The following is a 12547-nucleotide window of genomic DNA, read 5'->3' as shown; positions in this document are numbered from 1 at the left end:
GAGCACAGGCCCACGCCTTCCCAGCCGAGGTACATCAGCAGCAGGTTGTCGGCAAGCACCAGAACTACCATGCTGGCGATGAACAGGTTGGTGTAGGCGAAGAAGCGAGAGTAGCCCTCTTCACCGCGCATGTACCAGGAGGCGTACATGTGAATAAGGAAACCCACACCAGTGACCACCGAGAGCATGGTCAGCGACAGGCCGTCCAGCACCAGATTGAAACCGATGTTAAAGTCGCCTACCGACATCCACGTCCACAGCGGCTGGCTGTATGACTGCTCGCCGTTAGCGAAGAAATCAACGCCGATAAAGGCGGTTACCAGCGCCGCCAGGCCCACAGAGCCAACGCCGACGATCGCCGAAACGTTTTCAGACCAGCGCCCACGGGAGAACGCCAGCAGGACGAAGCCAATCAATGGCAAAATAATGGTTAAGGCAAGCATGTTCATCCGCGCATCTCACTTACTGAATCGATGTTCAGGTTCTGGCGACGACGGTGAAGTTGCAGCAGCAGCGCAAGGCCGATACTCGCTTCTGCCGCCGCGAGGCTGATGGCGAGAATGTACATCACCTGACCGTCGGTCTGACCCCAGTAGCTTCCGGCGACCACAAAGGCCAGCGCGGAGGCGTTAATCATGATTTCCAGACCAATCAGCATAAACAGCAGATTGCGACGGATAACCAGACCGGTTAAGCCAAGAACGAATAAGATTGCCGCGAGGATCAGTCCATGTTGTAAGGGGATCATGCGTGCTCCTCCGTTTTTCTTTTCGCGCTGTCGTCTTTACGATTGCTCAGCACTTCACCCGCACGCTCTTCACGACCGACGTGGAAGGCCACAACCAGACCCGCGAGCAGCAGCATAGAAGCCAGTTCCACCGCCAGTACGTAAGGCCCGAACAGCGTAATACCCACTGCTTTAGCACTGATTGGCGTACCGTCGATACCCTGATCATTAACACCAAGGATGGCGTAAACAATCACCACCAGCATGATGGCCGACAAAATTGCCGGACCAATCCACACCTGCGGTTTCAGCCACTGGCGTTCCTGTTCGATTTCTGAACCGCCCAGGTTGAGCATCATCACCACGAACACGAACAGCACCATAATGGCACCCGCGTAGACGATAATTTCCAGCGCACCGGCGAAGTAAGCGCCCAGTGAGAAGAACACCCCGGAAATCGCCAGCAGCGAAATAATCAGGTACAGCAGTGCGTGTACCGGATTGGTATGGGTGATCACTCGCAAGGTCGCAAGTATGGCTATCAGGCCACAGATATAAAAAGCGAACTCCATTGCCCCTCTCCTTACGGTAACAGGCTCTTGACGTCGATAGGCTTGGCTTCGTTCTCTGCTTCGCCCTTATCTTTGCCGTCGATTGCCATACCTGCCATCCGGTAGAAGTTATATTCCGGGTATTTGCCCGGACCGGAGATCAGCAGATCCTCTTTTTCGTAAACCAGATCCTGGCGCTTGTATTCCCCCATTTCGAAATCCGGGGTTAACTGAATCGCCGTGGTCGGACAGGCTTCTTCGCACAGACCACAGAAAATGCAGCGTGAGAAGTTGATGCGGAAAAATTCCGGGTACCAGCGACCGTCTTTGGTTTCTGCTTTTTGCAGCGAGATACAGCCGACCGGGCAGGCTACCGCGCAGAGGTTACAGGCTACGCAACGCTCTTCGCCGTCCGGGTCGCGGGTCAGAACGATACGACCACGATAACGGGGCGGCAGATAGACCGGCTCTTCCGGGTACATTCGCGTTTCGCGTTTGGCGAACGCGTGCAGGCCGATCATCCAGATACTACGAACCTGGGTGCCGAAACCTACTAACAATTCTTTTAAGGTCATGGTCTTATTGCCCCTTATTGCGCCTGCCAGAGAATGACAGCCGCCGTTACCAGCAAGTTGATCAGCGTCAGCGGCAGGCAGATTTTCCAGCCGAAGGACATTACCTGGTCATAACGCGGACGCGGTAACGACGCACGAATCAAAATGAACATCATCATAAAGAACGCGGTTTTCAGCGCGAACCAGATGAATGGCGGTAACAACGGGCCTTGCCAGCCACCGAAGAACAGCGTCACCATCAATGCAGAGATGGTCACAATCCCGATGTACTCACCCACGAAGAACAGACCGAACTTCATACCGGAATATTCAATGTGGTAACCATCCGCCAGTTCCTGCTCGGCTTCCGGCTGGTCAAACGGGTGACGGTGACATACCGCCACGCCCGCGATGGCAAAGGTAATAAAACCAAAGAATTGCGGGATGACGTTCCACACATGCGCCTGGCTGTTGACGATGTCGGTCATGTTGAATGAACCGGCCTGAGCCACCACGCCCATCAGGGAAAGCCCGAGGAACACTTCGTAGCTCAGGGTCTGCGCAGAAGCACGCATCGCACCCAGCAGCGAGTATTTGTTGTTACTTGACCAGCCCGCAAACAGCACCGCGTAAACCGCCAGACCTGCCATCATCAGGAAGAACAAAATCCCGATGTTCAGGTCGGCAACCACCCAACCCGGGCTGACAGGCACAATCGCAAAGGCCAGCAGCAGTGAGGTAAAGGCAATCATCGGTGCCAGGGTAAAGATGACGCGATCCGAGAATTTCGGGATCCAGTCTTCTTTAAAGAACATTTTGATCATGTCCGCAACCAGCTGGAGCGAACCGCCCCAGCCAACACGGTTAGGTCCGTAACGGTTCTGGAACAGACCCAGCAGGCGACGTTCGCCAAAGCTCATGAATGCCCCACAGGTGACAACCACCAGCAGAATCACCACCGCTTTGAGGATGGTCAGCAGGATCTCAATCAGTTCCGGTGATATCCAACTCATTGTTGTGCCTCCTTGAGATCCTCAAGATGCGCGCCAGCCAGCACCGGAGCAATACCGGACATACCCATCGGCAAGCCCACCTGCCCTGCCGTCAGCCCTTCAGCGATTTCAACCGGCAGCGTGACCGTGTTGCCATCGTAACTAAAGGAGACGTGTGTACCTGCGTTCACACCTAACTTCGCGGCATCCGCTGGGTTGAGTTTGATGTACGGCTGCGGCATACGGCTCTGGAAGACCGGAGCACGCTGTGACAATTCATCGCTGCCAAACAGGTGGTAATACGGCGCGATACGCCATTTCCCGTCCTGCGGCTGGAAGCGTGCCGGTACGCTGGTGAAGTAATCCAGACCATTTTCGCTGGTTTCAAACAGACGCACGCCCGGATCGCCAAAGCGCAGTTTGCCGCCCACTTCGTCCTGGAATTTGTTCCACGCCTGCGGGGAGTTCCAGCCCGGCGCCCAGGCAAACGGCACTTGCGAACGGTGCGCAGTCGGCTGGTTGTTACCTTCCATCGAGAAGGTGAACATGGTGTCAATATCCTGCGGCTGACGCGGCTCATGAACGCTGATATTGGCGCGCATGGCGGTACGACCGCTGTAACGGTGCGGTTCACGGGCCAGTTTCTGCCCACGAATACGGAATGTCGCATCCGGCGCAGCATCTTTGATACCTGCCAGTTCCGGGATTTTCGCCACAACAGCGTCAATCACATGGTCGAGCTGCGTCCAGTCCACTTCACGGCTCAGCAGGGTGCTGTGCAGCGAGTGTAACCAGCGCCAGCTTTCCAGCATGACAGTTTTGCTGTCGTAATAAGCAGGATCGTAAACCTGGAAGAAACGTTGGGCGCGGCCTTCGTTGTTGATCACCGTACCGTCGCTTTCAGCAAAGCTGGCAGCAGAAAGTACCAGATGGGCGTTTTCCATAATCGCTGTGCGTTGATGATCAACCACCATCACCAGCGGCGCTTTAGCCAGCGCAGCATTCACGCGGGTAGCGGAAGCGTGACGATGCAGATCGTTTTCCAGCACCACCACCGCGTCGGCGCGTCCGGTTTCCAGTTCGGTCAACGCTTCTTCAAGCGAACCGCCACCCATAATGCCCAGCCCCATGCTGTTGACGGAACGGGCAATCATGGTGATACCAACGTCAGCGCCGCGACCTTTCAGGGCTTTCGCGACGTTAGCCGCAGCCTGAATCACCTCTATGCTACCGGCGTTCGTCCCGGAGATAATCAACGGTTTCTTCGCACCTGCCAGTGCCTGCACGATGACGTCGATTTTGCTTTGCAGCTCAGGTTCGATACCGTCAACCGCTGGCGCAGAGTTATCCAGCGCATGGGCGATGGCAAAACCTAAACGCGCCTGATCTTCAACCGGTGCGCGGTAAGTCCACGCCGCGATATCATCCAGACGGGTGTCATCAACGTTGGTAACAAACAGCGGATGCTTCGCACGTTGACCGATGTTGAGGATTGCCGCAATCTGCCAGTCAGCCACTTTCTGTGCTGCCGCCATTTCGCGCGCTTTACCTTTCACAGCCTGACGCACTGCCAGCGCGACGCGCGCGCCGGTCTGGGTAACGTCTTCGCCCAGCACCAGTACCGCATCGTAAGATTCGATTTCGCGCAGAGCCGGAGTATAAATGCCGCCTTCACGCAGCACTTTCAGCGCCAGTTGCAGACGTTCCTGCTCACCGTGAGCGATACCGGTGTAGAAGTTTTCTTCGCCCACCAGTTCACGCAGCGCAAAGTTGCTTTCCACGCTGGCACGCGGAGAACCAATACCGATCACTTTCTTCGACTGACGCAGAATATCTGCCGCGCCCTGCATTGCCTGTTCGGCGTTGAGGGTAATGAAATCATCGCCACGACGCTGTACTGGCTGACGCGGACGATCCTTCAGGTTGACGTAACCGTAACCGAAACGACCACGGTCGCAGAGGAAGTAGTGGTTTACCGTACCGTTGTAACGGTTTTCGATACGACGCAGTTCGCCGTAACGTTCACCGGGGCTGATGTTACAGCCGATGGAACATTGCTGGCAGATGCTCGGCGCAAACTGCATATCCCATTTACGGTTGTAACGCTCGGAGTGCGTTTTGTCGGTAAATACGCCGGTCGGGCAAATTTCGACCAGGTTACCGGAAAATTCGCTTTCCAGCGTGCCGTCTTCCGGGCGACCGAAGTAGACGTTGTCGTGCGCACCGTAAACGCCCAGATCTGTACCGTCAGCGTAATCTTTGTAGTAACGCACACAGCGGTAGCAGGCGATGCAGCGGTTCATTTCGTGAGAGATGAATGGCCCCAAATCCTGATTACGGTGGGTACGTTTGGTGAAACGGTAGCGACGGAAGCTGTGTCCGGTCATCACGGTCATATCCTGAAGATGGCAGTTACCGCCTTCTTCACATACCGGACAGTCGTGCGGGTGGTTGGTCATTAACCACTCGACCACACTTTCACGGAACTGTTTCGCTTCTTCGTCGTCAATGGAAATAAAGGTGCCATCGGAAGCCGGTGTCATACAGGACATCACCAGGCGACCACGCGTGTCTTCCACGTTTTGGTATTGCTTCACCGCACACTGGCGGCAAGCACCGACGCTTCCCAGCGCCGGATGCCAGCAAAAGTAAGGAATATCAAGGCCCAGAGACAGACAAGCTTCCAGCAGGTTGTCCGCTCCGTTGACCTCGTATTCTTTGCCGTCTACATGAATTGTAGCCATTAGCATGCTTCCAGTTTTCTCAGTCAGAGACTGAGCGTTAATCGAAATTCGGTTACCAGCGCTCTTTCAGCAGGTTCGGCTGAATCCCATTAATCAAATGGGTATTGCTGAACGGCTGTTTGATTCCCGCCTCAAATTCTTCGCGGAAATATTTGATGGCGCTCTGTAACGGCTCCACTGCACCAGGTGCGTGGGCACAGAAAGTTTTACCCGGGCCTAAGAATCGACACAGTTGCTCAAGTGTTTCGATATCGCCCGGCTGACCTTCACCACGCTCCAGCGCACGCAGAATTTTCACGCTCCACGGCAGACCGTCGCGGCACGGCGTACACCAGCCGCAGGATTCACGGGCGAAAAACTCTTCCAGGTTACGCACCAGCGACACCATGTTGATCTCATGGTCAACCGCCATCGCCAGCGCCGTACCCAGACGGCTTCCCGCTTTACCGATACTTTCGAATTCCATCGGCAGATCAAGGTGCGCTTCGGTCAGGAAGTCAGTCCCCGCGCCGCCTGGCTGCCAGGCTTTAAATTTCAGACCATCACGCATACCACCGGCGTAATCTTCGAGGATCTCGCGTGCGGTGGTGCCGAACGGCAGTTCCCACAGTCCCGGATTTTTCACCCGACCGGAGAAGCCCATCAGCTTGGTGCCAGCATCTTTACTTTTCGAGATGTTCTGATACCACTCCACGCCGTTAGCGAGGATCGCCGGAACGTTACACAGGGTTTCGACGTTGTTGACACAGGTCGGTTTGCCCCATACGCCGGAGGTTGCCGGGAAGGGGGGTTTCGAGCGTGGGTTAGCACGACGCCCTTCCAGGGAGTTGATTAACGCTGTTTCTTCCCCGCAGATGTAGCGCCCTGCCCCGGTATGGACGAACAGTTCGAAGTCGAAACCTGTTCCCATAATGTTTTTGCCAAGCAAGCCCGCTTCAGTGGCTTCGGCAATGGCGCGGCGCAGATTTACTGCCGCTTCGATATATTCGCCACGCAGGAAGATGTAGCCACGGTAAGCTTTCAGCGCAAACGCGGAGATGAGCATACCTTCCACCAGCAGGTGCGGCAGTTGCTCCATCAGCAGGCGGTCTTTATAGGTGCCTGGCTCCATTTCATCGGCGTTACACAGCAGGTAACGGATGTTCATGGATTCGTCTTTCGGCATCAGGCTCCATTTCAGGCCGGTAGAAAAGCCCGCGCCACCGCGCCCTTTCAGACCAGCGTCTTTTACCTGATTAACGATTTCGTCCGGAGACAGCCCGGTCAGCGCCTTACGCGCGCCTTCGTAACCGTTTTTGCTGCGATATTCGTCCAGCCACACTGGCTGTTTGTCATCGCGCAGACGCCAGGTCAGCGGATGCGTTTCTGGAGTACGGATAATGTTTTTCATTTATACCGCTCCAGCAGTTCAGGGATCGCTTCCGGGGTCAGATGCGCGTGAGTATCCTCATCGATCATCATGTTTGGCCCTTTATCACAGTTCCCCAGGCAGCAAGTTGGCAGCAGCGTAAAGCGACCGTCAAATGTCGTTTGCCCTGGTTTGATGTTTAGCTTTTTCTCGAGCGCCGCCTGAATACCCTGGTAACCGTTGATATGACAGACCACGCTGTCGCAATAACGGATCACATGGCGGCCAACCGGCTGGCGGAAGATCTGGCTGTAGAACGTTGCCACACCTTCGACGTCGCTTGCCGGAATACCCAGCACATCGGCGATCGCGTGGATCGCACCATCCGGCACCCAGCCACGCTGCTTCTGAACGATTTTCAGCGCTTCAATGGACGCCGCACGCGGGTCTTCGTAGTGGTGCATCTCGTGCTCAATCGCTTCACGCTCTGCCGCACTCAGCTCAAAAGCCTCGGTTTGTGGTTGTTGATTCTCGTGCATAATTAGCGGTCCACATCTGACATAACAAAATCGATACTGCCCAGATAAACAATCAGGTCAGACACCAGGCTGCCGCGGATCGCCGCCGGAATTTGCTGCAAATGCGCATAACTCGGCGTGCGGATACGAGTGCGATAACTCATGGTGCTACCGTCGCTGGTCAGGTAGTAACTGTTGATCCCCTTGGTCGCCTCAATCATCTGGAAAGATTCATTGGCAGGCATCACCGGCCCCCACGACACTTGCAGGAAGTGGGTGATCAGGGTTTCGATATGTTGCAGCGTGCGCTCTTTCGGCGGCGGCGTGGTCAGCGGGTGATCCGCTTTGAACGGGCCTTCCGGCATGTTGTTGAGGCACTGCTCAAGAATGCGCAGACTCTGGCGCAGCTCTTCCACTTTCAGCATTACGCGGGTGTAGCAGTCAGAAACACCACCACCAACCGGGATTTCAAAGTCGAAGTTTTCATAGCCAGAATAAGGACGCGCCTTACGCACGTCGAAGTCGATCCCGGTAGCACGCAGGCCCGCGCCAGTGGTGCCCCACTCCAGCGCCTCTTTCGCGCCATAGGCGGCAACGCCCTGGGAACGACCTTTCAGAATGGTATTTTGCAGCGCCGCTTTCTCGTAAGACGCCAGACGTTTCGGCATCCAGTCGAGGAACTCACGCAGCAGGCGATCCCAGCCGCGCGGCAGGTCGTGCGCTACGCCGCCAATACGGAACCACGCCGGGTGCATACGGAAACCCGTGATCGCTTCCACCAGATCGTAAATTTTCTGACGATCGGTAAAGGCGAAGAACACGGGCGTCATTGCGCCGACGTCCTGAATAAAGGTCGAGATGTACAGCAGGTGGCTGTTGATACGGAACAGTTCGGAGAGCATAACGCGAATGACGTTAACGCGATCCGGCACGGTGATCCCGGCCAGTTTCTCTACCGCCAGCACGTAAGGCATTTCGTTAACGCAGCCGCCGAGGTATTCAATACGGTCGGTATACGGAATGTAGCTGTGCCAGGACTGGCGCTCGCCCATTTTCTCCGCACCACGGTGGTGGTAGCCGATGTCTGGTACGCAGTCGACAATCTCTTCGCCGTCGAGTTGTAAAACGATACGGAAAGCCCCGTGCGCCGACGGGTGGTTCGGACCGAGGTTGAGGAACATGAAGTCCTCGTTTTCGGTGCCGCGCTTCATCCCCCACTCTTCCGGTTTGAAGGTCAGGGCTTCCATCTCCAGATCCTGTTTGGCTTTGGTCAGCTCAAACGGCGAGAATTCGGTAGCGCGCGCCGGGTAATCTTTACGCAGCGGGTGACCTTTCCAGGTTTGCGGCATCATGATGCGGCGCAGGTTCGGGTGACCGTCGAAAGTAATGCCAAACAGATCCCAGGTTTCACGCTCATACCAGTTAGCGTTCGGGAACAGTTTGGTGAAGGTCGGTACGTGCAGGTCGTTTTCTGCCAGCGCCACCTTCAGCATGATGTCGCGGTTACGATCGATAGAAATCAGATGGTAGAAAACGGAAAAATCCGCGGCAGGTAACCCTTCGCGGTGTGTGCGCAGACGTTCGTCCATGCCGTGTAAGTCAAACAGCATGACGTAAGGTTTCGGCAGTTTCTTTAAGAAATCGCCAACTTCCAGTAATTGTTCACGCTTGATCCACACAACGGGAACCCCGGTGCGAGTCGCCTGAACAGTAAAGGCATCCGGCCCAAAACGGTTGCGCAGTTCGCCAATTACCGGATCATCAAGATGATCGCGGGTCTGCCAGGCGGGTTCTTGCGCGGTTAAGTCGGTCATATTGTTCACCATTGCAAATGGTCCGTGGTGACTGTCGGCGCAGTAAGCTTCGCGAAATAGATTTAGGAATAAGCGAAGAAAAATCCCTTTGCCGACAGGCGCAAATTAAATCTCGTCAGGTGTACGCAGGTTGGTTACGGCAATACGTTCACCGCGCTTGCGTTCGCGCTCTGATTGCATATTGGCGCGATAAACGCCCTGATCGCCAACCACCCAGGAGAGCGGACGACGTTCTTTGCCGATAGATTCCTGCAACAGCATCAGTGCCTGCATGTACGCTTCAGGACGCGGCGGGCAGCCCGGGATATACACATCAACCGGGATGAATTTATCGACGCCCTGCACAACGGAATAAATATCGTACATACCACCAGAGTTGGCACAGGCACCCATTGAGATAACCCATTTTGGTTCCAGCATCTGGTCATACAGACGCTGAATAACCGGTGCCATTTTGGTAAAGCAGGTTCCTGCAACCACCATCAGGTCAGCCTGACGCGGCGAAGCACGCAATACTTCTGCGCCAAAACGCGCCACGTCATGCACCGCGGTAAACGAAGTCACCATCTCAACGTAACAGCAGGAAAGACCGAAGTTATACGGCCAAATTGAGTTTTTACGACCCCAGTTAACCATGTCATTGAGCTTGCCCATAAACACGTTTTTGTTAACTTCTTGCTCCAGAGGGTCGGTTACGATCTCCTGCTTTTGCAGGGGGTAACGGTCGTTCTCACCGTTGGGATCTATGCGGGTGAGCGTATAATCCATCTTAATGCCTCGCGGTTAGCGTTGACGATTAGCGATACTGTTCGTTTCCGGGTTCATACGCTCGCGGCGTGAACGCGCGGGCGTCCAGTCCAGCGCGCCAATACGCACCAGATAAACCAGACCTGCCAGTAACACAAAAATAAAAATTGCAGCTTCCACAAAGCCTACCCAGCCGCTTTCGCGGATAGAGGTTGACCATGCGAACAGATACAGCGCTTCAACGTCGAAGATAACGAAGAACATGGCCACCAGATAAAACTTGGCGGACAGGCGTAAGCGGGCGGAGCCGACCGAGTCGATACCGGATTCAAACGGCACGTTTTTCGACCTCGCGCGTGCGCGACCGCCTAAAAACCAACCGCCTACCAGCATCAGGCAACACAGGCCAATGGCAACGATAAGAAAGATAGCGAATGCCCAGTGATGAGCGATGACTTCAGTGGATGTTGACATACTCATTGCTTACTCATCAAAAGTAGCGCCAGATTCACTGCTCTTCACGGCAGATGGACGCCACATCGATTCATGGGGAGGAATAAAAAAAACCTTACAATCACTGTAGAAATTCTTTTATACAGCTAATTGATGTGGTCTTTTACTCCTTTCTATAACCTTTTGTCAACTTTAACAAAAGTTTCTTCACTTTAGTTTACATAATATCAACACCATTAGCATTTAATGCCCTTTCACCCCAGATCCTTGACGACTCCAGGATAATTAGATGTTGTTGAATCGTGTCCGTTGTGAAGCAATGGAAAAAATACGGGTCTATTTTGACAGGAATTTGTGTCGATTCCTCCCCCCAAAAGAGAGTATTTTCTTGATCTGTGACACGCTTTTGTCATTCCATAACAAAAACGCAGCAACAAATTTACGTATTTTTTAACATCATTGTAGCAGGTGATTTTTTTCAGGCGATTATTTGTGCGTTCGGGACGTGAATCTCTGGTGATTGAAAAATGAACAGTTTTGTACGTTCTGCACTATGCGAGGAAGGATTTTTACTAAAAAAAAGCCGCTGGGGTTTAAAACACCCCCAGCGGCTCGTTTTTTACACTATTGTCTCAGGAATTATCTATCGTCCGTCGATTACTCGATATCCCTTTCAATCAACAATGAATCATCCCCTTCCGGAGCAGACATTGGGCTGTATTGCCACGGATTATGGTAGCTCTCCATCGCCTGATAGATCACCTGGGCCAGCTCATTATTACTGGACGGGTCATAGCACAGCAAATATTCGGTATCAGGTAGCGGCGGTAAGCCATCTACTCCACTCAGCACACGCAGGTCCGGGCTCATCATCTCAACCGGCCTTGCCGTCACGCCAAGACCGGCTTTCACTGCCGCACGAACGGCCGGAAGCGTCGAGGCGACATAAGCCAGTCGCCATGGAATATCTGCTTTATTAAGCGTCGCCAGCACCATATCGCGAAACGGACTTGGATCATCCAGCAATACAAGAGGGATCGGCTCGCCTTTTTGCAATACGTATTCCGCTGCGCAGTACCAGTGTGTTGGCGAGGTTCGCAGGTTCAATGCCTTAAACGCTGAAGGACGATGGGTGGTTACCATCAAATCCACTTCCTGGGATTCCAGCATTTCTGCCATATAGGCATTACGTTTAACGCGGACATCCAGCGCTAATTTCGGATAAACCGAACTCACGCGATTTAACAGGAAAGGTAAGATCGTATCGGCAGATTCATCTGAAGCACCGATAGTTAACACGCCCTGAAGATTACTGAACATTAATGATGAGCAGGCCTCATCATTAAAACGCAGGATTTTCCTGGCGTAACCAAGAAGTTGAATGCCATGTTCAGTTAACAGTTTGTTGCGACCGTGACGAGCGAACAGTTCTTTCCCAACGAGTTGTTCCAGACGCTGCATTTGCTGACTTACGGCGGACTGAGTACGACACACAGCGGCAGCTGCGGCAGCAAAAGTGTTCAGATCGGCAACAGCAACAAATGTTCTCAGCAGATCGAGGTCGAGGTTAATTATCGGACGATTTGCACTTATCATATATTATCACTTACTGGCGGCTCATACTGAGCTGGTTAATGCTGTGCACACACAAACAAGCAATTCCATTTGTAATGTGCCTCCCTGGCAGTTTCATCCGGAACCCGGACGAAAGTAAAAATGCATATGAGTTGCACTAAAAAAGCGACTCACATTGTTCCGTTATAATGCCTGAAGTAGATCACAGAATATATCTTCAGGGATCGCATATCTATTAAGTTACTCACTCTTTTCTATTTATGACATGCGCGTGTTTGTATAAATGTAAATGTGAGTCCTTGTTCCACTCTCGTGCAGCATCGCTGGTCATACGCGAACACGTACAAACAGCAATGGTGAGGCGGCATCAAGAGCAGGGATCCGTCATTTATGCGAGCATTTTACCCCAAAAACCTTTTATTTATAAGGGTCATTGCGAATTATCTGATGCAAAGTTATGTTATGTTAGGCAAAGTAATCTTCTATTATTAATAAGCACATCAAAACCTTTTTGAATATTAAAT

The 12547-nt window shown here is 53.4% G+C and carries 11 protein-coding genes and 1 pseudogene; all 12 read right to left on the bottom strand.

Going from position 1 to position 12547, the window contains the following annotated elements; all coding sequences use genetic code 11:
- Positions 1 to 449, bottom strand: a pseudogene (locus QZF50_RS19580) (NADH-quinone oxidoreductase subunit L); the annotation flags it as partial.
- On the bottom strand, positions 446 to 748 hold the full coding sequence (gene nuoK, locus QZF50_RS19575) for an NADH-quinone oxidoreductase subunit NuoK (protein ID WP_000612644.1): 303 nt from the start codon (positions 746 to 748) through the stop codon (positions 446 to 448). The gene nuoK and the pseudogene QZF50_RS19580, both read right to left, overlap by 4 nt.
- Positions 745 to 1299: an NADH-quinone oxidoreductase subunit J gene (gene nuoJ / locus QZF50_RS19570; RefSeq protein WP_000393511.1), complete on the bottom strand. Its 555-nt coding sequence runs from the start codon at positions 1297 to 1299 to the stop codon at positions 745 to 747. The genes nuoK and nuoJ overlap by 4 nt, the downstream gene beginning before the upstream one ends.
- An 11-nt stretch (positions 1300 to 1310) precedes the next feature.
- Positions 1311 to 1853 carry an NADH-quinone oxidoreductase subunit NuoI gene (gene nuoI / locus QZF50_RS19565; protein WP_000172749.1) on the bottom strand — a complete coding sequence of 181 codons (543 nt, stop codon included), beginning with the start codon at positions 1851 to 1853 and terminating at the stop codon, positions 1311 to 1313.
- Between the two features lie 14 nt (positions 1854 to 1867).
- Positions 1868 to 2845: an NADH-quinone oxidoreductase subunit NuoH gene (gene nuoH, locus QZF50_RS19560; protein ID WP_000118507.1), complete on the bottom strand. Its 978-nt coding sequence runs from the start codon at positions 2843 to 2845 to the stop codon at positions 1868 to 1870.
- On the bottom strand, positions 2842 to 5568 hold the full coding sequence (nuoG, locus tag QZF50_RS19555; RefSeq protein ID WP_001471904.1) for an NADH-quinone oxidoreductase subunit NuoG: 2727 nt from the start codon (positions 5566 to 5568) through the stop codon (positions 2842 to 2844). Before nuoG ends, nuoH begins: the two co-directional genes overlap by 4 nt.
- 52 nt (positions 5569 to 5620) lie before the next feature.
- Positions 5621 to 6958 (bottom strand): NADH-quinone oxidoreductase subunit NuoF, encoded by a 1338-nt coding sequence (gene nuoF / locus QZF50_RS19550; RefSeq protein WP_000789502.1) that lies wholly within the window; start codon positions 6956 to 6958, stop codon positions 5621 to 5623.
- Positions 6955 to 7455 carry an NADH-quinone oxidoreductase subunit NuoE gene (nuoE, locus tag QZF50_RS19545; protein WP_000545042.1) on the bottom strand — a complete coding sequence of 167 codons (501 nt, stop codon included), beginning with the start codon at positions 7453 to 7455 and terminating at the stop codon, positions 6955 to 6957. The genes nuoF and nuoE overlap by 4 nt, the downstream gene beginning before the upstream one ends.
- A 2-nt stretch (positions 7456 to 7457) precedes the next feature.
- Positions 7458 to 9260, bottom strand: coding sequence for an NADH-quinone oxidoreductase subunit C/D (gene nuoC / locus QZF50_RS19540; RefSeq protein WP_000247878.1), 1803 nt, complete (start codon positions 9258 to 9260; stop codon positions 7458 to 7460).
- A gap of 93 nt (positions 9261 to 9353) precedes the next feature.
- Positions 9354 to 10016, bottom strand: a complete 663-nt coding sequence (nuoB, locus tag QZF50_RS19535; RefSeq protein WP_000386733.1) for an NADH-quinone oxidoreductase subunit NuoB — start codon at positions 10014 to 10016, stop codon at positions 9354 to 9356.
- Between the two features lie 15 nt (positions 10017 to 10031).
- Positions 10032 to 10475, bottom strand: a complete 444-nt coding sequence (gene nuoA, locus QZF50_RS19530; RefSeq protein ID WP_000062997.1) for an NADH-quinone oxidoreductase subunit NuoA — start codon at positions 10473 to 10475, stop codon at positions 10032 to 10034.
- 630 nt (positions 10476 to 11105) lie between these two features.
- Positions 11106 to 12044 carry a transcriptional regulator LrhA gene (gene lrhA, locus QZF50_RS19525; RefSeq protein WP_000622286.1) on the bottom strand — a complete coding sequence of 313 codons (939 nt, stop codon included), beginning with the start codon at positions 12042 to 12044 and terminating at the stop codon, positions 11106 to 11108.
- Positions 12045 to 12547: the final 503 nt, after the last annotated feature.

Origin of the sequence: uncultured Escherichia sp., assembly GCF_948475835.1 — a bacterium.
In the GTDB taxonomy this organism is placed as follows: Bacteria; Pseudomonadota; Gammaproteobacteria; order Enterobacterales; family Enterobacteriaceae; genus ECMA0423.
Note: the sequence above shows the minus strand (reverse complement) of the source record. Positions and strands in the feature narration are given on the sequence as shown.